Source organism: Vibrio cyclitrophicus (genome assembly GCF_024347435.1).
GTDB lineage: Bacteria > Pseudomonadota > Gammaproteobacteria > Enterobacterales > Vibrionaceae > Vibrio > Vibrio cyclitrophicus.
The window spans coordinates 199,563-223,661 of sequence record NZ_AP025480.1 but is presented as its reverse complement, the minus strand read 5'-3'; the positions used below and the strand labels follow the sequence as shown (position 1 = coordinate 223,661).

The 24,099-nt window shown below is 45.4% G+C and carries 17 protein-coding genes; 14 read left to right on the top strand and 3 right to left on the bottom strand.

Annotation, left to right across the window (positions count from 1 at the left end):
- Window positions 1-446 precede the first annotated feature (446 nt).
- From arcA to OCW38_RS00955, 9 genes are all read left to right on the top strand, one after another.
- A complete protein-coding gene (gene arcA, locus OCW38_RS00995; protein WP_010435401.1) occupies window positions 447-1,670 on the top strand; it encodes an arginine deiminase in 1,224 nt (407 codons plus the stop codon).
- A gap of 73 nt (window positions 1,671-1,743) precedes the next feature.
- A complete protein-coding gene (arcC, locus tag OCW38_RS00990; protein WP_010435403.1) occupies window positions 1,744-2,655 on the top strand; it encodes a carbamate kinase in 912 nt (303 codons plus the stop codon).
- A 178-nt stretch (window positions 2,656-2,833) separates the two neighbouring features.
- Entirely contained in the window at window positions 2,834-3,844 is a 1,011-nt protein-coding gene (locus tag OCW38_RS00985) for an ornithine carbamoyltransferase (RefSeq protein ID WP_261894794.1), read from the top strand.
- Window positions 3,845-4,118: 274 nt separating this feature from the next.
- The gene (gene tnpC / locus OCW38_RS00980) at window positions 4,119-5,525 is read left to right on the top strand and encodes an IS66 family transposase (protein ID WP_038224876.1); all 1,407 of its coding nucleotides are present in this window, start codon (window positions 4,119-4,121) and stop codon (window positions 5,523-5,525) included.
- Between the two features lie 367 nt (window positions 5,526-5,892).
- A complete protein-coding gene (gene pyrB / locus OCW38_RS00975; protein WP_261894793.1) occupies window positions 5,893-6,822 on the top strand; it encodes an aspartate carbamoyltransferase in 930 nt (309 codons plus the stop codon).
- 15 nt (window positions 6,823-6,837) lie between these two features.
- Window positions 6,838-7,302, top strand: coding sequence for an aspartate carbamoyltransferase regulatory subunit (pyrI, locus tag OCW38_RS00970; RefSeq protein WP_004729721.1), 465 nt, complete (start codon window positions 6,838-6,840; stop codon window positions 7,300-7,302).
- A 327-nt stretch (window positions 7,303-7,629) separates the two neighbouring features.
- Entirely contained in the window at window positions 7,630-8,118 is a 489-nt protein-coding gene (locus OCW38_RS00965; protein ID WP_010435410.1) for an arginine repressor, read from the top strand.
- A 174-nt stretch (window positions 8,119-8,292) separates the two neighbouring features.
- The gene (locus OCW38_RS00960; RefSeq protein ID WP_261894792.1) at window positions 8,293-10,143 is read left to right on the top strand and encodes a protein-disulfide reductase DsbD; all 1,851 of its coding nucleotides are present in this window, start codon (window positions 8,293-8,295) and stop codon (window positions 10,141-10,143) included.
- 252 nt (window positions 10,144-10,395) lie between these two features.
- A complete protein-coding gene (locus tag OCW38_RS00955; protein ID WP_016767965.1) occupies window positions 10,396-11,025 on the top strand; it encodes a response regulator in 630 nt (209 codons plus the stop codon).
- On the opposite strand, the gene OCW38_RS00950 is transcribed toward OCW38_RS00955, so the two are convergent.
- Entirely contained in the window at window positions 11,022-12,773 is a 1,752-nt protein-coding gene (locus OCW38_RS00950) for a potassium/proton antiporter (RefSeq protein WP_261894790.1), read from the bottom strand. The two genes, OCW38_RS00955 and OCW38_RS00950, sit on opposite strands and share 4 nt — an antisense overlap.
- 413 nt (window positions 12,774-13,186) lie before the next feature.
- Between OCW38_RS00950 and OCW38_RS00945 the strand changes: the two genes are divergently transcribed.
- From OCW38_RS00945 to OCW38_RS00930, 4 genes are all read left to right on the top strand, one after another.
- Window positions 13,187-13,453 (top strand): DUF4212 domain-containing protein, encoded by a 267-nt coding sequence (locus OCW38_RS00945; protein WP_010435433.1) that lies wholly within the window; start codon window positions 13,187-13,189, stop codon window positions 13,451-13,453.
- Between the two features lie 10 nt (window positions 13,454-13,463).
- On the top strand, window positions 13,464-15,167 hold the full coding sequence (locus tag OCW38_RS00940; RefSeq protein WP_261894788.1) for a sodium:solute symporter family protein: 1,704 nt from the start codon (window positions 13,464-13,466) through the stop codon (window positions 15,165-15,167).
- Between the two features lie 208 nt (window positions 15,168-15,375).
- Window positions 15,376-15,759, top strand: coding sequence for a hypothetical protein (locus tag OCW38_RS00935; protein ID WP_010435452.1), 384 nt, complete (start codon window positions 15,376-15,378; stop codon window positions 15,757-15,759).
- A gap of 12 nt (window positions 15,760-15,771) precedes the next feature.
- Window positions 15,772-17,157, top strand: a complete 1,386-nt coding sequence (locus OCW38_RS00930; RefSeq protein ID WP_261894786.1) for a class II fumarate hydratase — start codon at window positions 15,772-15,774, stop codon at window positions 17,155-17,157.
- 127 nt (window positions 17,158-17,284) lie between these two features.
- Here OCW38_RS00930 and OCW38_RS00925 read toward each other — a convergent pair whose 3' ends face one another.
- Together OCW38_RS00925 and OCW38_RS00920 are read right to left on the bottom strand one after the other, a co-directional pair.
- On the bottom strand, window positions 17,285-20,716 hold the full coding sequence (locus tag OCW38_RS00925; protein ID WP_261894783.1) for a hybrid sensor histidine kinase/response regulator: 3,432 nt from the start codon (window positions 20,714-20,716) through the stop codon (window positions 17,285-17,287).
- A gap of 117 nt (window positions 20,717-20,833) precedes the next feature.
- Window positions 20,834-22,030, bottom strand: a complete 1,197-nt coding sequence (locus OCW38_RS00920; protein ID WP_261894781.1) for a 3-phenylpropionate MFS transporter — start codon at window positions 22,028-22,030, stop codon at window positions 20,834-20,836.
- 230 nt (window positions 22,031-22,260) lie between these two features.
- Between OCW38_RS00920 and OCW38_RS00915 the strand changes: the two genes are divergently transcribed.
- Window positions 22,261-24,093, top strand: coding sequence for a DUF294 nucleotidyltransferase-like domain-containing protein (locus OCW38_RS00915; protein ID WP_016787678.1), 1,833 nt, complete (start codon window positions 22,261-22,263; stop codon window positions 24,091-24,093).
- The last annotated feature ends 6 nt before the right edge of the window (window positions 24,094-24,099 follow it).

Below are 24,099 nucleotides of genomic sequence, written 5' to 3'. Positions count from 1 at the left end.
TTTAAAATGTGACCACAACAGCTTTATTCTAATTTATTTTGTTAAAATTTAATTAATTTCACATCCAAAATTAAATATATAAATAGAAACTCTGCATACTTCCAATCTAAGTACATTCTTATCAATAAAACTATTCTGCATATAATCCCTCATAAATTAGATTCTAGTAAGTTGAGTTAAAAAAGCATGCATAATATTCCCAAGGAGTTAACTATTTAGAAAAGGTTGGCAATAGTTGAAAGTGCATAAAGTTTGTTAAAACCCTTGATTTTAAAGGGCTGCGGGATAAAAAACGATTTGTGATAGATCTCTAAGAATACCTGACTAGCAGGCGTAATATTAATTCCAGACAAGAGACATGAATAAATAATTCATTCTTCTCAACTGAAAATAAATAATTACTCTTAGCGATAAAAGTAATTCAAATATATAAGAGAGAGACGATCATGAGTAAGTTCTATGTAGGTTCTGAAATAGGTCAATTACGCCGCGTTCTAGTTCACCGCCCAAGACGCGCACTGACTCACCTAACACCCTCTAACTGTCACGATTTGCTGTTTGATGACGTATTGGCTGTTGAGCGTGCGGGTAAAGAGCATGACGCATTTACTCAAACGCTACGTGATCAAGGTGTAGAGGTTCTTCTTCTTACAGACCTGCTAGCAGACACGCTAGCCGTGCCAGAAGCGAAAGATTGGCTACTAAACTGCCAAGTATCTGATTACCGTTTGGGTAAAACATTCGCCAATGATGTGCGCTGCTACTTGGGCGATTTACCAACCCTAGAGTTAGCAAAAATCTTAACGGGCGGTTTGTCTTACGCTGAGATGCCAATGAAATCATCTTCAATGATGCAAGGCATGCACGCACCAACCGACTTCATAATCGAGCCTTTACCAAACCACCTATTTACTCGCGACACATCTTGCTGGGTATACGGTGGCGTATCTATCAACCCAATGGCGAAACCCGCTCGTCAACGTGAAACCAACCACGTTCGTGCTATTTATCGCTGGCATCCAACATTCGCAGGTCAAGACTTCATTAAATACTTTGGCGATGAAGAAAACATCAACTACGACAACTCAACAATTGAAGGTGGTGACGTTCTTGTTATCGGTCGTGGCACGGTGCTTATCGGTATGTCTGAGCGTACAACAGCACAAGGTGTTGAGCACTTAGCATCGAACCTATTCAAACACGGTCAAGCGAAACAAGTTATCGCAATGCAGCTACCAAAACACCGCTCTTGCATGCACTTAGACACCGTTATGACGCACATGAACGAAGATACGTTCTCTGTTTACCCTGAAGTGGTGAGTAAGGATGTGCAGTGCTGGAACCTAACTGGTGATGAGTCAGGCGCTGTGAAAGTGAAAGAAGAAGGCTACTTCGTAACGGCTATCGAAAAAGCACTTGGCGTAGACAAGCTAAACCTAATCACAACGGGTGGCGACAACTTCCATGCAGAACGTGAACAGTGGAACGATGCAAACAACGTTCTAACGGTTAAACCTGGCGTCGTTATTGGCTACGAAGGCAACACATACACCAACGAAAAATACGACAAAGCAGGCATCACGGTTCTTCCGATTCCAGGAGACGAACTTGGTCGCGGTCGCGGTGGCGCACGCTGCATGAGCTGCCCAATTGAGCGTGATGGTATTTAATCACTAAGACGAAACGGCCAGGTTGAATGAATCTTAAATCACCTCAGCTTGGCCAAAATGAGAGAACACAATTATGACTAAGCAAACTGTTGTTGTTGCACTCGGCGGTAATGCCCTACTTCGTCGCGGTGAGCCGTTAGAAGCCGATGTTCAACGCCGTAATATTGAAACCGCGGTTAAAACCATCTCTGAAATCGCAAAAGTGTACAACGTGGTGTTAGTGCACGGTAATGGCCCACAAGTTGGTTTACTTGCTCTGCAAGGCTTGGAGTACAAGAAAGTAAATCCGTACCCGCTGGATGTATTGGGCAGTGAGACTCAAGGCATGATCGGCTACATGCTGATGCAAGAGTTCAAGAACTATCTTCCCAACCGCAACATCTCATGCATGTTGACGCAAATGACAGTCGATCCAAACGATCCTGCATTTGCGGATCCAACCAAACCGATTGGCCCGATCTACAAAGAAGCAGAAGCGCGTGAATTGGCAGAGAAATTCCACTGGATCGTAAAACCCGACGGCCAACATTTCCGTCGCGTAGTACCAAGCCCACGCCCTACCGGGATTGTTGAACACGACGCGATCACCCAACTTATCGATGCAGGTCATCTCGTGATTTGTACTGGCGGTGGTGGCATCCCAGTGAAAAAAGAAAATGGCAAATTAGTGGGTGTTGAAGCGGTTATCGACAAAGACATGTCAGCGGCTTTCTTAGCAAAACAATTGGATGCAGATGCACTGCTTATTCTGACTGATGCTGACGCTGTATACCTTGACTGGGGCAAACCAACTCAACACGCACTGCGCAGCACCACACCAAGCGAATTGGCGAAATTCACATTTGACGCAGGCTCTATGGGGCCAAAAATTGAAGCATCGTGCGAATTCATTCAGCAAGGCGGCAAAGTTGTAGGTATCGGTGCACTCGAAGATGGCTTGCAAATTCTGCAAGGCCAAGCGGGCACCAATATCACCAAAGGTTAACGTACTAGCGAGCTTTATCATCTTGAGAACCTTAAACCTTGAGAGCTTTTAAAGCTTGCGAAAACAGATTAAACGAAACAAACCGAACCGAACAAATTTAACTAAAAATTGAATCGCGCTTTCTTGAATTTTCTTTCCCTGTAACAGGAAAGCGCCTAAATCTAAGAAGGAATACATCATGGCTTTTAACCTACGCAATCGTAACTTCCTAAAACTACTAGATTTCACTCCACGCGAAATTCAACACTTGTTAGATCTTTCTATGGAGCTAAAAAAAGCGAAGTACAACGGTTACGAACAGCCAACACTGACTGGCAAAAACATTGCGCTTATCTTTGAGAAAACCTCAACTCGTACTCGCTGTGCATTTGAAGTTGCTGCATTCGACCAAGGTGCTCGAGTTTCTTACTTAGGCCCATCTGGCTCTCAAATTGGCCACAAAGAATCAATGAAAGACACCGCTCGCGTTCTAGGTCGTATGTACGATGGCATCGAATACCGCGGCTTCGGTCAAGAAATCGTTGAAGAACTAGGCGCTTACGCTGGCGTTCCTGTATGGAATGGTCTGACTAACGAATTCCACCCAACACAAATCCTGGCTGACTTCCTAACCATGACGGAATACAGCCGTGGTAAACAACTGCATGAAATCAGCTTTGCTTACCTAGGTGATGCTCGCAACAACATGGGCAACTCTCTGATGATTGGCGCGGCGAAAATGGGCATGGACATTCGCCTTGTTGCTCCAAAACAATTCTGGCCACAAGAAGAGCTATTGGCTCAATGTCGTGAAATTGCAGAGCACACTGGCGGCAAAATCACACTGACTGAAGATGTTCAAGAAGGCGTGCAAGGTTGCGACTTCCTATACACCGACGTTTGGGTATCCATGGGTGAAGCAAAAGAAGCATGGGCTGAGCGTATTAACCTAATGATGCCTTACCAAGTCAACATGGACATGATCAAAGCGACCGGCAACCCACATGTAAAATTCATGCACTGCCTACCCGCTTTCCACGGCGAAGACACAACAGTAGGCAAACAGCTTGCTGCTGAATACCCACAACTAAAAGACGGCGTTGAAGTAACAGATGAAGTGGTTGAGTCTGAATACTCTATCGTGTTCGATGAAGCTGAAAACCGCATGCACACCATCAAAGCAGTAATGGTTGCGACATTAGGCAGTTAATAAGCTGAACAACTAAGAATCTAGATAACTAATAATCTAAATAGTTAAGCACTCACTTGTTCGCAAGACATTAACAAGTTAAGTGTAATAGCAGGGAAATGCGGGTGGCATACTTGGGATTTAACCCTTGGATAAAGCCCGTATTTTTTTTCATTCGACTGAAGAAGTTATGTAACTATTCACCCGCGAGGCCTTGACACTAAAGTTATGTGACCGGGTTAACTTGATCCCACATTCAACTTGAGTGATCTTTTTTCGGTGGCAACCTGGAGGTATGAATAAGAAAACATTACCACCTCCGCCAGATTTCGATTCGCCTGAAGAAGCGAAAGATATCATCCATTTTTTATGGAATAAGTTGGCTGAACTTGAAGACCGACTAAATCAAAATAGTCGAAACTCTTCTGTGCCATCATCACAGCAGCCTTTGCATAATAAAGCTAAGAATACTTCACCTAATCGGAAGAAATCAGGAAAAAAGCAAGGAGCTCAACCAGGTCATAAAGGCCATCGCCGACTGCTTCACCCCGTTGAAGACAGTGCCTCGGTTGAGCAATACTTACCAAACAAGACATGCCATTGCGGTGGCTGTGTTGTTCCAAATCGACATCCCTACAAACGACATCAAATCTTCGATTTGCCTGATATTTCGTACACACTTATTGAGCATCAAGTCTTTAAAGGCGAGTGCTCATGGTGTGGTGATAAGCATCAAGCGGAGCTTCCAGAGTATGTGCCTGATGTTCAAATGGGGCCAAATCTACATAGCTTTATCGGAATCCAAGCAACCCAGCACCACCAAAGCATAGGTAAAATACAATCTATGTTGAAAGACGTCTTCCAACTTAACTTCTCAACTGGTGCAATATCAGCGGCACAAGGGCGAGTCACGGAATACTTAGCCGATACGCATGCTCAAATCCATGAAACAGTCAAAGCATCTAAACTGATTATGGCTGATGAGACTTCGCATCAGCGCAATAAGGATAAAAGCTGGATGTGGGCCGCACTAAGCAATGATGTCGCCTTTTTCCAAATTAACAGCGGAAGAAGCCAACATGCAGCCAAACGACTACTTGGTGAAGCGGTTTTACACCTTTTAGTGACGGACCAATATTCTGCCTACAAATATATCGACGAATCTAAGCGGCAATTATGCTGGGCTCACATATTAAGGAACGTCATTGCAATCGAGGAGAGCGTTTGTCCTGAAAACCAAAAAATCGGAGAAAAACTCGCTTTAATCGCTCATAGCGTATTCAGGTGTCACCACCGGTATATCGAAGGAAAAGTTACCGAAAGCCAGTATTACCGCCGACTCCGGCGGTTACGAAAGAGTTGGCTTCATTGGCTCAAATTGGGCAGTTATCAATGCTCAAAACGATATCGAGGTAGATGTCGAAACCTCATCGCTGATGACACTATGGTCTGGCGTTTTATGGATGACTCCGAGTGCCCGTTAACAAACAACGCTGCAGAGCGAGTCCTGCGTAATTATATATTGATGAGAAAGTGCTGTTACGTGACTCGCTCATATCGAGGAGATCTGTTCCGTGAGCGAATGTTCTCACTGATAGAAACCGCCAAGCTTCAGAAAATCTCAGCTTATAAGTGGCTACGTAAAATCGTCGAGCACCATATGCTTAAAGAGGACTATCAGACGCCAGTATTCTTAGCATAAACCGACGTCAATAGCTCGCGGGTGAATAGTTACGAAGTTATCACCCCAAAAAACACAAGTTTTTCTGTTTCAACAAAGGCTTAAATAGAAGTTAAAAACGGACATCATTTCGCATAAAAATCCCTTAAATGAATACTTTACAGAAAGTATTGCATGGCGTTTTTATCTGAGTATAATCCTCCGCAATTTGTCTTAAGAGAGCAAAAAATGAACCGCAATTCTGTCGCACATTATTGTCAAACTACACGCCAAAGAGTGGCGGTGGTGTCATTTTTATTTTGCTCTATTGATCGTTTCGAAGCCTCCTATTTTTAGGGGGCTTTTTTTTGTCCGCAATTTGACTGTATGCATAGAAGGAAGACCCGTTATGGCGCATTCGTTATTTAACAAGCACATCATCTCCATACCTGAGCTCACTCGTAATGAACTGGAGCTTATCGTCGACACCGCAGCAAGGCTCAAGGCAGAGCCAAACCCTGAGTTGCTGAAAAATAAAGTCGTTGCGAGCTGCTTCTTTGAGCCTTCAACTCGAACTCGCCTCTCATTCGAAACCGCGGTTCAGCGCCTTGGCGGCACCGTCATCGGTTTTGATAATGGCGGCAACACCTCACTAGCGAAGAAAGGTGAAACGCTTGCCGATTCGGTGCAGGTTATTTCATCTTATGTCGATGCCTTTGTGATGCGTCACCCACAAGAAGGCGCAGCACGTTTGGCCTCAGAATTTTCAAACGGTGTTCCGGTGGTGAATGGCGGCGACGGTGCCAACCAGCACCCAACTCAAACCTTGTTGGATCTGTTCTCGATTTACGAAACACAAGGTACGCTTGATAACCTCAATGTGGCGTTCGTCGGCGACCTAAAATATGGCCGAACTGTGCACTCATTGACGCAAGCACTATCAAAATTCAATAACGTGCGTTTCTTCTTTATCGCGCCAGAAGTGTTAGCGATGCCAGATTATATCTGTGAAGAATTAGAAGAGATGGGTATCCAATACAGCACCCACAGCAGCATTGAAGAGGTGGTGCCTGAACTGGATGTCCTGTACATGACTCGCGTACAGAAAGAGCGCTTTGATGCATCGGAATACGCACACATGAAGTCGGCTTACATCCTAACCGCCGATACATTGAAAAACGCTCGTCAAAACATGAAGGTACTTCACCCACTGCCACGCGTCGACGAAATCACCACTGACGTTGATAAAACGCCACACGCTTACTACTTCGAACAAGCTGAAAACGGTGTGTATGCACGTGAAGCTTTATTAGCCCTAGTTCTAAACGACACTTTATAAGCAGGAGATACAGTCATGGTTAAACAAACTCAGCTACAAGTAGAAGCGATCCGTAACGGCAGCGTGATTGACCACATCCCTGCTCATCTTGGGATTAAAATTCTCAAACTGTTCAAGCTGCATAAAACAGAGCAACGCATCACCATGGGGTTAAATCTGCCATCATCAGCGCTCGGCAACAAAGACCTAATCAAGATTGAGAACATCTTTCTGACCAAGGAACAAGCCAATCAATTGGCTCTGTACGCTCCACAAGCGACTGTGAATCAGATTGAAGAGTACAAAGTGGTCAACAAGCTCACACTTGTTCTGCCAGAACAAATCAACAGTGTGTTCGCCTGCCCAAATAGCAACTGTATTTCACACGGTGAACCTGTCGAAAGTAGCTTTAAAGTGCAGCTAAAACACGAAAACGTACAGCTAAAATGTCACTATTGTGAAAAAGTATTCTCTCGCGAGATCATGAGTGAAATTCGCTAACCCTTAGCGCTACTACCTCCGCAACAAAAACCATTTAAAGTTTATGGATATTTATTCCCAACACGGAATAAATATCCATTTAGTCAAAGAATAAAACCCCACAAAAAAAGCAATTAACCAGAATTTTGTTTGGTGATCACCTTCAAAAAGATAACTATTCTTTAGTGGTAGACTCAATGTATAGATGATCATACATCTCGCATACCCTTCCTTCTCTACTTCGGGATTCATCGGTAAGCCTAATTAATCATCGTACTCTACGGCTTTGGGAGTGCGCTCAGCGCTATGGACAAGCGATATCCACAGTTTGACCTTAAGGAGTTGTTCATGAACGAAATCACTGAGCACGGTTGCTTGTATTCAGCTGAAGATAAAACACTGACTGCCGCGTGCAAACGCTTACTACAACAACAAAGCTTCTCGACCCAGAACCAACTGCGCGAGAAACTGGTCGACATTGGCTATACAGGTATCAGCCAATCGACCGTCTCTCGCATTTTGTCACAGCTTGGCGTTGTCAAAATTCAGAATGCCTGTGGTAAAAAGGTTTACTGCATCACGGTTGAAAGCGCGCCTGTGCGTGTCGATGCCTCAATCTCATCACAAATCGAATTAATTACTCACAACCAAGCGATGGTGATCGTAAAAACAAACCCTGGCTGCGCACAGTTGGTCGCAAGATTAGTCGATATCGACCCACATACCGAGATTATCGGTACGGTTGGCGGCAATGACACCGTGCTAATTATCCCGAAAGACACGATGAACATTGATGCTTGTGAACAAGTAGTAAGAGCACGCTTAGGTGTTGCCTAAATGTCTTATTGGCAAGGGCTGTTACTGCAGTTGCGCAGCTAACCCTCTCTCGACAGCCTAAAAAAGTGGCTCACCCGCCCTAGCGGATATTTGCTGGTCGATGAAACTAATCACAAACTATTACGGTCTGATTGAGTTAAGATACCTTCAACTCCATTTTGATGACTAAATAGTATGCGACGACTTGCCACATTACTTTTTGTTTGTGTTTCCCTGTACACCCAGCCTGCGTGGGCGCTTTTTGGAAACAACAACGCCGAGCCAAGCTTCGGAGGCAATAACAACGGTTTTGTCCCTGTAGACCAGGCTTTCCCTTTCAATTACTACCAGCAAGACGGTAAGGTCCTTCTAGACTGGCAAGTAAAAGAGGGCTACTACCTCTATCAACACAGCCTATCGTTCACTGGCCAGAATCTCGCTATCGGCAATGTTGAAATGGAAGATGGCCAACCACACCAAGATGAATTCTTCGGTGAGGTGAGCATTTATACTCAGCCGTTATTCGTGCAAGTTCCTCTACAGAGTTACCAAGATGGCTCAAAGCTGGTCGTTAAGTATCAAGGCTGTGCGGATGCGGGTTTCTGCTATCCACCCGAAACTCGAATCATCGACATTGAGCCATTTACGGCTTCAGGTTCAAGCGACTCTCAAGCCAATGCCGTGTCGCAAGAGTCATCGGCTGTTAACAATGAGGCCGATGCTTCAATGCAACAGGCTTCTCCAAAAGCAGACGTTGCCAATAACACCACTCCACAATCAAGCGCACCCGTTTCAAAAGAAGCGAGCCTAGCCGATAAGCTCGGTGACAGTTGGTGGACGCCATTATTATTCTTAGCACTTGGTGTTGGCTTAGCCTTTACACCGTGTGTTCTGCCGATGTACCCAATTCTAACGGGTATCGTATTAGGTGGTGGCAAGCTCAGCCAAGGCCGTGCACTGATGCTGTCCTTCATCTATGTGCAAGGTATGGCGTTAACCTACACCTTATTAGGTCTAGTGGTTGCCTCTGCGGGTATGCAGTTCCAAGCTGCCATGCAACACCCCTATGTGCTAATCGCGCTAAGCGTTCTGTTCGTGGCTTTAGCGATGTCGATGTTTGGCGTTTATAACCTGCAACTGCCAAGCAGCATCCAAACCTGGCTCAACAACCAAAGTAACAAGCAACAAGGTGGTAATACCTTGGGCGTGTTCGCGATGGGTGCTATCTCTGGCTTGGTGTGTTCACCTTGTACCACGGCTCCATTGTCAGGTGCGCTGCTGTATGTCGCTCAAAGTGGTGACCTATTAACGGGTGCGATTGCTCTGTATGCCTTAGCGATGGGTATGGGTATCCCACTGATCTTGGTTGCGGTGTTTGGTAATAAGCTGCTGCCGAAAGCGGGTAGCTGGATGGACAAGGTGAAGGTAGTATTTGGCTTTATCTTGCTGGCTGCACCTATCTTCCTACTAGAGCGTATTATCCCTGAGTTGTGGGCAACCGTGCTTTGGTCTGGCCTTGGCTTCATCGCCTTTGGTTGGCTTTACCACAGCAAGAATGCACTGCCATTCGGCGACTGGAAACAGAGCGCAGTGGGCATCATCGCGATGCTCGGCCTGTTCGCTTCAGCGCAACCAGCATTGAATTACTGGTTCGCAGAAAAGAGCGTTGTGGTTGAACAACAAATCCAATTTGCACGCGTCAACACGGTTGAAGAGTTAGAAATCCAGATCATCGAAGCCAAGAAACTCGGAAAGCCAGTGATGCTCGATTTCTACGCCGATTGGTGTGTGGCATGTAAAGAGTTTGAGAAGTACACCTTCCACCGAGCTGATGTTGAGAACAAGCTTTCTGATTTCGTCCTGCTTCAGGCTGACGTGACGAGAAACATGCCTCAAGACATTGAACTGCTTAAACAATTACAAGTGCTCGGTTTGCCAACTATAGAGTTCTGGGATGGCGAGGGTAACCATGTTCCAAATGCTCGTGTCACTGGCTTTATGCCTGCAGATGTATTCTTAAAACACATGCAAGACCACCAGCTATAACCTTGCTAAAGCAGTAACGAAAGCAATAACTGACCACTTCTAAGCTATTCAGTTATATAAAGTAAACCTGAAAGCCGAGTAAACTTCTCCCTAAGTGGGATGGTTGCTCGGCTTTTTTGTTAATGAAAGCAACGGATTCCTGTTCTGGCAATAAAAGTCGATATGGTTCAGACTTTTAATGCATAAATATTGTCCACATACTCAATCAGGATGATAATAAATATTAACTAAATTGTTAAAAGTATGAACGTCATGGACTCGACCTATACCATCATCATTGCTGATGACCACCCTCTTTTTCGCAACGCCCTATTTCAGTCAGTTCATATGGCGATCAGTGGTGCGAACCTGCTTGAGGCTGATTCTCTCGATGCCTTACTGACTCTACTAAAAAAAGAAGATGAACCCGATCTGTTGCTTCTCGACCTTAAAATGCCCGGTGCGAATGGGATGTCAGGCTTGATTCAACTGCGCGCAGAATACCCCGACTTACCTATAGTCGTGATTTCAGCCAGTGAAGAAGCGAGCGTCGTCAGCCAAGTGAAGAGTCATGGTGCTTTTGGCTTTATTCCAAAATCGAGTGATATGCGCGAATTAGTGAGTGCACTCAATCAAGTGCTCAATGGCGACCCGTTCTTCCCTGAAGGACTGATCACCAATAATGCTGCCTGCACCGACCTTGCAGAAAAGATTTCCACACTGACACCTCAGCAATACAAAGTATTGGGGATGCTTTCTGACGGCTTACTTAACAAGCAAATCGCGTATGAACTAAATGTTTCGGAAGCGACCATCAAAGCACATATGACAGCCATCTTCCGTAAATTGGATGTGAAAAACCGAACTCAAGCAGTTATCTTGCTACAAGAAGTCCACAATTAAACTTCGTCAATATCCTTTCCTAAAGTCGTCTTGGGCAAACATAAACCCAACTTGACGACTTTATAATCATTTATCTCTGCCACCACCCAATTAATGCCATTCCACTTGAAGTTATCGCCCAATACAGGGTGTGCACCAAGCTCTTGAACAACCAATTGTTTTAGCGTCATTTCTCGCTCCTGCTCGGAACCCAACTCTATACCATAACAATCACTGACGGCAGCGACCGATAGCCCAACATCTAAGAAGAAGTCGCCAAAGAATCGAGCGGTATCTTCAGCCAAAGGAGCCTCACTGAACAGTTCGCTTAAGCTATCTAGGTCTTTATCTTGCCCAAGTACACATAAGATATCATTCGCCTCTAACACGGTACTGCCCGATGGGTGGAGCAAAGCATCTTTTCTAAATAACGCGGTAATTCGCGTCCCTTCAGGCATAGACAAGCGTTTAAGCGGTTCGCCAATACACCACTTGTCCTCTTTCAACTTATAGACAAACATCTCCCACTCACTGGTAGGGTAGATCTCAATGCCGGTACGAGAAATCGGTGTCGGCGTTGGCGGTAAGGTCACTTTCGCGAGTCTAGCGACTTTCATTAAGCTGCCGCCCTGAACAATCAGCGAAACCATAACCACGAAGAAGGCAATATTGAAATACAACTGAGCATTTTGCAGGCCTGCCATCATCGGGAAAACCGCCAAGATGATCGGCACTGCACCGCGTAAACCCACCCAAGAAACAAACCAGCGCTCTTTGGTGGTAAAACGTCGAAACGGCAATAAACCGAGCCAAACAGAGATTGGACGAGCAAACAAAATCATACCGAAAGCAAGCGCAAGCGCCGGTATCGCAATGTCCATTAGTGTCGATGGTGTCACCAACAAACCTAACACTAAGAACATCACGATTTGGCTAAGCCACGTCATGCCATCAAGAACATTGAGAATAGAGTGTCGAGAGCGAGTCGGACGATTTCCGATGAACAAGCCCACTAAGTAAATAGATAAAATACCGCTGCCGCCAAGCATGTTGGAGAACGCAAACAGCGCTACGCCACCACTCAGCACCAAAATAGAGTAGAGACCATCAGCCAACTTAACTCGATTGATTAGGCTCCATAAAACCCAGCCGCCACCGATACCTACAAGGGTGCCGATACCAAACTGCATTGCGAAACTTTTCAGTAGGAAATTCATTCCCATTTCAGGTTCGGGGTTACCTAACAGCGCGATTAGGGTTACCGTAAGGAAGACGGCCATTGGATCGTTGGTACCCGATTCAATCTCTAGGGTTGAGCCTACACGCTCATTGAGACTTTGCCCTTTAAGTAAAGAGAATACCGCCGCAGCATCGGTTGAGCCTACAATGGCCCCAACCAAAATCCCCTGCATCAGTGACAGCTCAAACAGCCATGCGGCCATTAAGCCCGTTAAGGTTGCAGTACATGCCACGCCTATCGTTGCTAGGGAGAGCGATGGCCAAAAAGCAACCTTGAAACTCGCCACCTTAGTTCGCATACCGCCATCTAGCAAGATCACGGCAAGAGCCAAGTTACTCACTAAGTATGTCAGAGAGTAATCATCAAAATTGATGCCACCGGGACCATCTTCACCGGCTAACATGCCAACGAAAAGGAAGATCAAAAGAATAGGTACGCCCAATCGAGAGGACACTTGCGAGAAGAGTACACTGATGGCGATGAGTACAGCACCAGTTAAGAATAAGTGGTTGATAGTTATTGCGTCCAATTCGTTCCCCCAAATAATAAACCCGAGCTTTAAGCCTGTTGATCTTCTGCCGTTTAGCAGAGCACGGTCGGTGAAAGTGCCTTAGATACTATAACAAACTTATGTTTCGCTTCGTGTCATATGCAGGACTAAATACCATTTATCGGTGATTTAGTTGTTAAATTTTATGACTCGCACTCTAATTCGCTCTATTTTGTTAGACCTTTGGCTAATTTAACAACATTGCAACATCACACTTTTCTATGGTTATGCCCTCTAGCCCCCATATTTCAGCACTTTAGTCTCAATACCGTCCAGACTAAAGTTGCACAGATCCCTTGACTTATCCTTGCTACATTCTAAATCGTAACATTACGTTAACACGGCTATTTTACAAAAACGGTTTCTACGAAAACGGAATAAAGGAGAAGGCAATGGCGTTCGAATCTACGGAACATGCTCAAGCCTACTGGAAGGAAAACTTGGGAATTATGGGAACACTGCTCGCGGTTTGGTTTGCAGTGTCTTACGGCGCTGGCATCTTATTTGTGGATGCCCTCAATACCGTTCAGTTTGGCGGGTTCAAGCTAGGCTTTTGGTTCGCTCAGCAAGGTTCGATATACACCTTCGTGGCGCTGATATTTATTTACGTTGTTCGCATGAATGCGCTCGACAAAAAATACAACGTACAGGAAGACTAGAGGCTAGAACATGGATATTCAAACTTGGACGTTTATTCTCGTCGGTATTACTTTTGCAGTATATATCGGCATCGCAATCTGGGCTCGTGCAGGGTCAACCAGTGAGTTCTACGTAGCCGGCGGCGGTGTACACCCAGTAGCCAATGGTATGGCGACAGCGGCTGACTGGATGTCGGCAGCATCATTCATCTCAATGGCAGGTATCATCTCATTTGTTGGTTACGACGGTGCAGTTTACCTAATGGGTTGGACAGGTGGTTACGTACTGCTTGCACTATGTTTAGCACCTTATCTACGTAAATTCGGTCAGTTTACGGTTCCTGATTTCATCGGCGAACGTTACTACTCGAAAACGGCACGTATGGTAGCGGTATTCTGTGCAATCTTCGTATCATTCACATACGTTGCTGGTCAAATGCGTGGGGTTGGTGTTGTATTCTCACGTTTCCTAGAAGTCGACATTAACCTCGGCATCATCATCGGTATGGGTATTGTGTTCTTCTACGCAGTACTTGGTGGCATGAAAGGCATCACTTATACGCAGGTAGCTCAATTCTGTGTCCTCATTTTCGCCTTCCTTGTTCCAGCTATTTTTACTTCGATCATGATGACAGGTAACCCGCTTCCACAGGTTGGTATGGGTTCAACTCTCTCTGGCACCGACGTTTACCTACTTGATAAACTGGATGGTCTAACCGAAGAGCTCGGGTTTACCGCCTATACCGAAGGTAACAAGAGCATGGTAGATGTATTCTTCATCTGTGCGGCTCTAATGGTAGGTACAGCAGGTCTTCCACACGTAATCATTCGTTTCTTCACTGTGCCAAGAGTACGTGATGCTCGTATTTCAGCGGGTTGGGCACTACTGTTCATCTCATTGCTATACACAACAGCACCTGGCGTTGCAGCATTCGCTCGTGTAAACATGATCGAAACCATTAACGGCCCAGACATGCAAGGTGTCGCAGCAGCAGACGCACCAAGCTGGTACAAAAACTGGGAAAGCACTGGCCTTGTAGGTTGGGAAGATAAGAACGGCGATGGCAAAATGTTCTACTCGGGCGATGAACGTAACGAGATGAAGATTAACCGTGACATCATCGTACTGACTTCTCCAGAGCTAGCAAAACTACCAAACTGGGTTGTCGCACTACTTGCAGCTGGTGGCCTAGCAGCCGCACTATCAACAGCCGCGGGTCTACTATTGGTCATCTCAACGTCGATTTCACATGACTTATTGAAGAAAGGCTTCAGACCAAACATGACCGACAAGCAGGAGCTATTAGCCGCTCGTTTAGCCGCTATGGTCGCCATTGTCGGCGCGGGTTACTTAGGTATTAATCCACCAGGCTTCGTAGCACAGGTAGTCGCGTTTGCCTTCGGCCTAGCCGCAGCATCCTTCTTCCCTGCCATCATCCTAGGTATCTTCTACAAGAAGATGAACAAGGAAGGCGCTATTGCAGGTATGTTGTCAGGTATTGCCTTCACAGCAAGCTACATCATCTACTTCAAGTTCATTAACCCAGCAGCAAGCACACCGGAAAACTGGTGGTTTGGTATCAGCCCAGAAGGCATCGGTACGCTAGGTATGTGTCTAAACTTTGTAGTATCAATTGCAGTGAACAAAGTGACCGCTGAAGTTCCTGAAGATGTACAAGAGATGGTTGAGTCTATCCGTTATCCTAAAGGTGCTGGTGAAGCTCACGACCACTAAGAAGCTCGCGACTTAGTGACTAGGATAAGAAGTACTTAGAAAATGAATCAGTGCTTACATTGTAGGGATTAGGTACTGACTCCAAGAAAGCCGATGCATTCATGTATCGGCTTTTTCTTTTCATTTTATAGAAAGATAAACAAAGGGTTGTTTTTAAAATCTCATTTGATAATAATTATCATTAACATCCAATAAAGAGATGCAGATTATGATGAAAGAACAGCAAAGTCTCTATTCGAGATTTTACAAAGCACAGGATCGCTTTGCTTCATTAGAACAAGTACAAGGCCATGAGCCTTTTGTGATTAGAGAGTATATAGAGTGTGCACTCACGCTTTCTGCTTACTATGAAAAACACGCCGCCCAAGAAAACATCTTGTTGTGCGAGCTTTACCTGCGCCAAGTTTTCTTCCATTTAATTGAAGCGATTGAGTCTCCTGAGCGCAGTTTCGCCTTTCGTCATATCTGCCTAGACTCTATTCACTCACCGCTATTTTATCTGAAACGCCACTACTGCCAGCTACCTCAAGGCCAAGCGCGTTTTTTGAATCTCAGCCAAACACTACAACAAGTCCAAGCCCCACTTGGCTAACAAGGATAGAAGATGACCCTACAATATCGAATTGAGAAAGACAGCATGGGAGAAGTGAAAGTCCCTGCCGATGCGCTATACCAAGCACAAACTCAGCGTGCAGCAGATAACTTTGCTTTTAGTTCACACAAAATGCCAATTAGCTTCATTCAAGCACTAGCATTCATTAAGCAGGCCGCCGCTGACACCAACGCTCAGTTAGGTTTATTGGAAGGTGATATTGCCAACGCGATTTCCGAAGCAAGCCAAGAGATCATTGATGGTAAATACCTCGATCAATTCCCAATCGATGTCTACCAAACCGGCTCTGGCACTAGCTCCAATATGAATGCCAATGAAGTGATTGCAACGCTCGCTTCAAGAAGTTTACAAGGTGACGTGAACCCGAATGACCACGTCAACATGGGCCAAAGCAGCAACGATGTGGTACCAACCGCCATTCAAGTGAGCGTTGCTTTGATGGCAGAAAACAAGTTGTTGCCAGCACTAACTCACCTTGCTGAAGCTCTCACTATCAAGCAACAGGAGCTTGCTGAGGTAGTGAAGACAGGCCGCACTCACCTAATGGATGCGATGCCAATTACCTTTGCTCAAGAGCTAGGTGGTTGGAAGTTTCAGATTGAGCATGCCAAGCAAGCCATTGAAAGCAGTTTGCCAGCAACCAAGGCACTTGCTCAAGGTGGCACAGCGGTAGGAACAGGGATCAATGCTGACCCGCGCTTTGCCGATAAATTTGCGAGTAACCTTTCTCAATCGACAAAGATCAGTTTTACCTCGAGTGAAAACTTCTTTTTTAACCTCAGCAGCCAAGATGCGATCGTCGCATTGTCTGGCCAGCTTAAAACTGCAGCAGTTGCGATCATGAAGATCTCAAACGATCTTCGCTGGATGAACTCCGGGCCGTTGGCGGGCTTAGGTGAGATTGAATTACAGGCGCTACAGCCAGGGTCGTCTATCATGCCTGGAAAAGTAAACCCAGTGATTCCAGAAGCCGCAGCAATGGCTGCAGCGCAAGTGATAGGAAATGACACCACCATTACGCTGGCTGGGCAATCTGGTAACTTCCAACTGAATGTGATGTTGCCGGTGATTGCTCATAACGTGTTAGAAAGTATTGAATTGTTAGCAAATAGTTCTGTCGCCTTGGCAGACAAAGCCATCGTTTCCTTCGCTGTACGCCAAGACAATCTCGATTTGGCACTGTCAAAGAATCCGATTTTAGTCACAGCGCTAAACCCTGTGATTGGTTACCTAAAAGCGGCAGATATTGCCAAGAAGGCCTATAAAGAAGGTTTACCGATCCTCGATGTTGCAGAGCGAGAAACAGACCTAAGCCGAGAAGAACTCAGCAAGCTGCTTGATCCAAGCACACTGACGCAGGGCGGCATTGCGGGCTAGCTCGTTAGCAAATTATTAAATTAGTAAATAAATAGGTATTAACGAGCCTTACTGAAACAAAAAAGGCCTCACCCGAGGCCTTTTTACATCCGTTCATTAATTAGGAATTAGAGCTTATTATTCCTAATTAACTCACCCGATTTAAGACTGCTCTGAGTTTTAGCGGTTTCACTGGCTTAGCAATAAAGCTGAAGCTGTTAGCCTTTATCGCAGCCAACATGTCATCGGTTCTATCAGCACTGATGATGACACCTTCAAAAGAGTCGCCAAGACGTAAACGACACTGTTGCAAAACTTCCAGCCCCGTTCGGCCATTATCGAGGCGATAATCAGAGAAAATTACATCCGGATGCCAATCATCATCGAGACACTTCAAGCTTTCGACTAAGTCGACGGCCGTCTTAACCTCACAGCCCCAGCGACCAATCAAGTTCTCCATCCCGACCAAAATCTCGCGCTCATTATCGACACACAATATTTTCAGGTGTTCGATGTCGCTGGTCGCCATTGGCGCTGAAACTTGTACAATTGGAGTAACGTGTTCGGCTCTAGCCAAGGTGATAGAAAAAACACTGCCTTGCCCTGGCCATGATCGCATTGATATTTGGTGACCTAAAACATGAGCGATGCCTTTAGAAATCGCGAGCCCTAACCCCAAGCCTTGATCGGCACGAACTTGGCTACCACGAGTAAACTCTTCAAAGATCTCTTGCTGCTTATCTTCGTCGATACCCGTTCCGTTATCCCACACATCAATTCGCACCTGGCCGTTAACTCGTCTCGCACCCAGTACTACTTTCCCTTCCGGGTTGTAACGAAAAGCATTGGTCAAAAAGTTCTGAATAACACGCCTTAACAATTTGGGGTCAGAATGAATAAACAGAGATGAAGGGATCATCTTGAACTGGATTTTTTGTTGTGTCGCCAAAGCACTAAATTCAGCATTCAAATGGATAAGAACATCATGCACGGCAATCGCATGAACATTGGTTTCTAACTTTCCCGACTCCAATCGAGAGATATCTAATAAATCACCAATCAAGTCCTCAGCAGCACCAAGTGCACTTTCGATATGGGATGAAAGCTGCTTCACCTCTTGTTCCTTTGCCACTTCAGAGAGTGAAGAAGCAAACAAACGAGCAGCATTCAGTGGTTGCATTAAATCATGGCTAACCGCTGCTAAAAAACGACTCTTAGATTGTGATTCTTGATCAGATATTTGCGTTGCTTTTACTAAGCGATGGTTAAGTTTTTCGAGCTCTTGGGTTCGTTCATGGACTCTTGATTCTAAACTTTCATTGGCATCTTTCAGCGCTTGCTCGGCTTGTCTAAATACCGTGATGTCAGTAAAACTCATGACGAAGCCACCACTTGGCATCGGGTTACCTTGAACTTCAATGACTCGACCATCAGGACGAATACGAGAAGATGTATGTCGAGTGCCTTGCTCAAGGTGATAAACACGACGTCGAACGTGATCCTCTGGGTCGCCTGGACCACACAAACCTTGTTCAGCATTATGACGAATGACATCAGCGATTGGTCGACCGACTTGAATCAACCCCGCAGGAAATTCAAACAATTCTAAATAGCGCTGATTCCATGCCACCAGCCTCATCTGTTTATCTACCACCGCAATACCTTGGCCAATATGCTCGATTGCACCTTGCAGTAAGCCACGACTAAAGTCATATAGCTCAGAGGCTTCATCAACGATGGTCGCCACTTCTTCAAGCTGCATATTTCTGCCTTGTAAAGCGGAAGTAAGTACTAACTTAGCTGAAGATGCACCAAACACACCCGCAAGCACGCGTTCTGCATGTCGAATCAAACTTGCAGGCGCTTGTTGATTCGGAAGTAGCGGTTGACCATGTTGTTGCCAGTAACTGTGTAAGGCACTTTTTGCCCGTTTACGACCGACAAAACGAGACGCCAACATCTCCAATTCAGCTACCGTGACACGGCTCTGATAGAGGCTTATATTTTCATTTTCAGGCAGCGGAGTGCCAACAAATGCCGCTGATTGTAAGCGCTCACTTAGGCTTGGTCTGGTCGTCATTGACACCACGGTATAACACAAAGTATTGAGCGTAATACTCAATACAATACCCCAGTTTGAGCTACTGATATCCCAGCTACTGAGCAATTCGGGTGGCGTGATTATCCATAACAATAGGTTGCTTTCGCTATCACCTGCCAACATGCTGGTTTGGCTCATCAAGGTAATAAGCCAAACGACTGACCCGACTAACAAACCGACATAGACACCTTTGCGATTACCTGGACGCCAATACAAACCACCTAATAATGCCGGTGCAAATTGCGCGATAGCAGCAAAGGAGAGAAAACCGATCGCCGACAAAGAATGGATCGTATCTAGCGCCTGATAGAACACCCAAGCGCCAAGTAAAAGCAGTAGAATTAACCCACGACGAATCACCAATAACAGGCCAGAAAAATGCTTATGGGTTCTTTGAGTCAAACGCATCCGGCGCAGCAGCAATGGCATCACTAAGTCGTTCGACACCATAATCGCTAGTGCAATAGTCGAAACAATCACCATACCACTGGCCGCTGAAGTACCGCCAAGAAAGGCTAACAAGGCAATGTGATTCGCTCCTTCAGCCATTGGTACACTGATGACATAAGTATCGGCAGGCATGTTGGTGAGTAACCCCTGACCCGCCCAAGCAATGGGCAGAACAAACAGCCCCATCAAGATTAGGTAAACCGGGAATAACCAACGAGCGGTATGTAAATCCTGTGGGCGCTCGTTCTCAACAACCATGGTATGGAACTGACGAGGTAAGCAAACAATCGCCAGCATGGTTAAAACGGTATGAATGATTAAGGTCGGAATGTTAGGTGATTTATAGGTGGAGGCTGCAACATCAAGTAGGTCGATTTTATCGCTACTCATCGCCAGATAAATAATAAACAGACCGACAATTAAAAAAGCCGCGAGCTTAACGATGGATTCAAATGCCACCGCCATCATCATGCCACGGTGATGCTCTGTGTTATCGATGTGCCGAGTACCAAACAGCATCGTAAAAATAGCCAAAGCACCAACCACAAACCAAGACACGTGATAATCTTGATAGCCGAAATCAGCCGCCAGATTTGGGGCAACAATATCTAACCCCATGGTAATACCGCGAAGTTGTAATGCGATATAAGGAAGAATACCGACCACAGCAATGATGGTCACGGCAACCGCTAGCCCTTGAGATTTGCCATAACGAGCCGCAATAAAGTCAGCAATTGAGGTGATATGTTCACGTTTCGCAATGAGTATCAGCCGCGCTAAGATCCGCCACCCAAGTGTAAATACCAAAATAGGCGCGAGATAAATGGGTAAAAAGGACCAAGGGTTATTGCTGGCCTGCCCGACCGTTCCATAGAATGTCCACGAAGTACAATACACCGCAATTGAGAGGCTATAGATCCACGGGCGCCAACTCGATAGCCAACGAACCTGCCTGTCTCCATACCAAGCGATCAGAAATAACACACCCAAGTAGGCTAAAGAGACTGGAATTACTATCCATCCTTGCATTAAAAACCCTTTTTCATCCATAAAAAAACCTCTCCATAAGGGAGAGGTTTTATTTAACTAAGGATGGGGCATTAACTCAATCGCATCGCTTAAATTCTGTGCTTCAGACTCTAATTATCAGCATTTGCTTTGAGATTCTGACTGTTCCGAATCTAATTGATTAATCTCAACCACTGAACTTCTCTCATCCAACTTAATGAATAGAGCAAGTGCACCCATAGCAGCCATACCCCAGAAAATATTGGCGCCCCAAAGCTCGTAGCCCCAACCACTAAAGGTGGTCATTAGTGCGATAAAAGCACCTAATGGAATCGCGTTATACAGAGCCTGTAGTGCGACCATCTTATTCGGTTCTTCAGACTGGATGTATTGAATCGCTGCGATGTGTGCCATCGCAAACGTCACACCGTGCAGCAGTTGCACCATAACCAGTGCAAAAATCGCTGTCGTTGATGCTGTAATACCCCAACGAGCCATCACACCGAATGCAGCAATCACAAACAGAGTGCGAAGAGTAAGACCAGAGAAAAGTCGCTTACTTAAAGCAAACACCGCAACTTCTGCGACAACACCTAAACTCCACAAATAACCAATAACCGCTTCCGAATGCCCTGCTTCTTTCCAATAAATAGCACTAAAGCTGTAATAAGCGGCGTGGCTACCTTGTAGCAGTGCCATCAAAGCCAAAAACTTAACCACAGATGATTCACGCAACAGTTCAGCTAATTTAGGTCGTTCCGCTTGTTGTTCCGATAACGTCACTGGCATCACGTTAGGATTTCTCATCGCTAAAACTAATGACAGCAGCACACCCGCAAGAGCCGTATACAGAATCATATCAGTGCCAAATTTGGCCACTAGGAAACCAACCACGGTTGAACCTGCAATAAAAGCAATCGACCCCCACAAACGAGTACGGCCGTAGTCGAGCATTTTCAAGCAGCTGTAATGGTTCGCCATCGCATCAGAAAGAGGAATGATCGGCCCACAACATAGATTGAACAATACTGTGGCTAGCAACATCAATAAGAAGCTACCACCAGTAAAGAAATGGAAACCGACAAACAATAAGGCTGCAAAGCTCAAACAACGCAGAGCTGGCATTAGATGTTCCACTTTATGGATTCGTGGAGTAATCACTAGGTTGGCAACACAACGCGTCGCAAAACCGATACCAATTAATACGCCAATATCACCAGCAGACACGCCCTGGTCTTCAAACCACAATGCCCAAAATGGCAAGTACACGCCATACGCAAAAAAGAAACCAAGAAAATACTGAGAGATCCAGCCATAAGGGGAAGGGCTAAACATAAATAACCTATAAAAATGTGCGGAAAAAGGCAGCACTAATTATGCCTATCTCGCATACGATGAAAAAGGGAATTATTACTGGGATAGTATTCCCATATTCAATTAGTTTGAATGTCGCATTTCAATGAAATATCTCACTCTCATCGATACCCATTCTCGCATTTAGACTAAAGTCGTCTGGAGCTTCGCTGGTAATTTGCCAGACTAAGTAAAGACTCCCAATTGTTTCGATGCTTATGCCTGATAAATTTAATATGCAGCACCCACCTTTCGATAGCCTGTCCGATACGGAGCAGTTAACACTGCGTTCGTCATTGGATGTGGTTTACTACCGAGCGCACGAGGTGATTTTGGAAGCTGACCAACCAAGTCGTCACCTGCATATTCTGATTAAAGGCGCAGTCGAAGAGCGGGCAAGCAGTGATGGTGAGATCTATGCTCACTATGCCAATGACGATATTTTTGATGTCCGCAGCCAATTCGACGCGCATACCAAACACCAATATATCGCGCTAGAAGATACTTTAAGCTACCTACTACCAACCGATGTCTTTCTCGAGCTGTACCACGCCAATGGCCAGTTTGCCGCATACTTTGATAACAACCTTTCGACAAGAAAAGCGCTAATTGAAGCCGCTCAACAGCAACAGAATCTTGCCGAGTTCATACTGACCAAAGTAGACGAGTCGATCTATCACCCTCCACTGATACTTGAACCAAACCAACCTATCAACCAAGTCACTCAAACCCTTAAAGAACAAGGGCTGGACTCGGCCTTGGTTCATTTAGAACATTATGATCAAAAAGCTTTTAGATCATCATGTACCTTACCGTATGGAATTGTCACAAGAACCAATTTATTACATGCTGTAATGTTAGATAACCGCCCTCTGGATACGCCTGTTGGTGACATAGCGACCTTTCCAGTGATGAATGTCAATCAAGGTGACTTCCTGTTTAATGCCATGATTACCATGACCAGAAATCGCGTAAAAAGGTTGATGGTTTGTGATGGTTTAAATGCAGTTGGTATGGTGGACATGACTCAGATTCTTAGTGCGTTTTCCACTCATTCACACGTTCTCACTTTACGTATTGCGCGAGCTACCAGCGTTGAAGAATTGGCAATGGCCTCCAACAAACAACGTCAATTGGTCGAAAGCCTGCTCGGTAATGGCATTCGCACGCGCTTTATCATGGAGCTCATTTCAGCGGTCAACGAGCAGATAATTGAGAAAGCCTTTGAACTCACGATTCCACCCGCGCTGCATAATCACTGCTGTCTAATTGTTCTGGGGTCAGAAGGCCGTGGAGAGCAGATTCTCAAAACCGATCAAGATAATGCGCTCATCATTCAAGATGGCTTGGAGTGGCATCAATGCCAAAGTGCCATGAACGAGCTCACCCACACTCTGCAACAATTAGGTTACCCACTGTGCCCAGGCAACGTAATGGTCAACAACCCTAAATGGGTGCACTCTCAGCAAGAATGGAAACAAACCCTCACGAGTTGGGTAAGAAAAGCCACGCCAGAAACCGTCATGGATATTGCTATCATGGCGGATGCACACGCCGTTGCGGGTAACAGAGAACTTTTAAAACCGGTCAAGCAGCACCTGAGTAATTTGATGTTGGGACAGGAGTTAATCCTCACTGAGTTTTGTCGCCCTGCCCTTAGCTTTTCGGTTCCCCTCACTTTGTTTGGCAATGTTAAACAGTCCAAGTCAGGGCTCGATATCAAACGAGGCGGTATTTTTCCTCTAGTCCATGGTATTCGGGCACTCAGCCTTGAGCATGGAGTCACCGTAAACAACACCTTTGAGCGTATTGAACAGCTCGTCAATAAAAATGTATTAGAACAAAGCACCGCTGACAACCTTAACGAGGCACTCAAGCAGTTCTTTAAGTGGCGGTTATCTCAGCGACTATCCCAACAGCACAGCAGCAATAAAATTAACGTTAAATTGATGGAGCGAGCAGATAGAGATCTGCTTCGCCATAGCCTGCATGTGGTCAAAAAGTTCAAGCAATGGCTCGGCTATCATTATCAGATAAGAGATTGAGGCAAT

Bases quoted from the DNA above. Each gene is read 5' to 3' on its own strand.
- OCW38_RS00945 (WP_010435433.1), top strand. From the start codon at position 13,187: ATGGCGTTCGAATCTACGGAACATGCTCAAGCCTACTGGAAGGAAAAC.
- OCW38_RS00955 (WP_016767965.1), top strand. From the start codon at position 10,396: ATGGACTCGACCTATACCATCATCATTGCTGATGACCACCCTCTTTTT.
- OCW38_RS00920 (WP_261894781.1), bottom strand. From the start codon at position 22,030: ATGTTTAGCCCTTCCCCTTATGGCTGGATCTCTCAGTATTTTCTTGGT.
- tnpC (WP_038224876.1), top strand. From the start codon at position 4,119: ATGAATAAGAAAACATTACCACCTCCGCCAGATTTCGATTCGCCTGAA.
- OCW38_RS00935 (WP_010435452.1), top strand. From the start codon at position 15,376: ATGATGAAAGAACAGCAAAGTCTCTATTCGAGATTTTACAAAGCACAG.
- OCW38_RS00940 (WP_261894788.1), top strand. From the start codon at position 13,464: ATGGATATTCAAACTTGGACGTTTATTCTCGTCGGTATTACTTTTGCA.
- OCW38_RS00960 (WP_261894792.1), top strand. From the start codon at position 8,293: ATGCGACGACTTGCCACATTACTTTTTGTTTGTGTTTCCCTGTACACC.
- OCW38_RS00985 (WP_261894794.1), top strand. From the start codon at position 2,834: ATGGCTTTTAACCTACGCAATCGTAACTTCCTAAAACTACTAGATTTC.
- arcC (WP_010435403.1), top strand. From the start codon at position 1,744: ATGACTAAGCAAACTGTTGTTGTTGCACTCGGCGGTAATGCCCTACTT.
- OCW38_RS00930 (WP_261894786.1), top strand. From the start codon at position 15,772: ATGACCCTACAATATCGAATTGAGAAAGACAGCATGGGAGAAGTGAAA.
- arcA (WP_010435401.1), top strand. From the start codon at position 447: ATGAGTAAGTTCTATGTAGGTTCTGAAATAGGTCAATTACGCCGCGTT.
- OCW38_RS00915 (WP_016787678.1), top strand. From the start codon at position 22,261: ATGCTTATGCCTGATAAATTTAATATGCAGCACCCACCTTTCGATAGC.
- pyrB (WP_261894793.1), top strand. From the start codon at position 5,893: ATGGCGCATTCGTTATTTAACAAGCACATCATCTCCATACCTGAGCTC.
- OCW38_RS00925 (WP_261894783.1), bottom strand. From the start codon at position 20,716: ATGCAAGGATGGATAGTAATTCCAGTCTCTTTAGCCTACTTGGGTGTG.
- pyrI (WP_004729721.1), top strand. From the start codon at position 6,838: ATGGTTAAACAAACTCAGCTACAAGTAGAAGCGATCCGTAACGGCAGC.
- OCW38_RS00965 (WP_010435410.1), top strand. From the start codon at position 7,630: ATGAACGAAATCACTGAGCACGGTTGCTTGTATTCAGCTGAAGATAAA.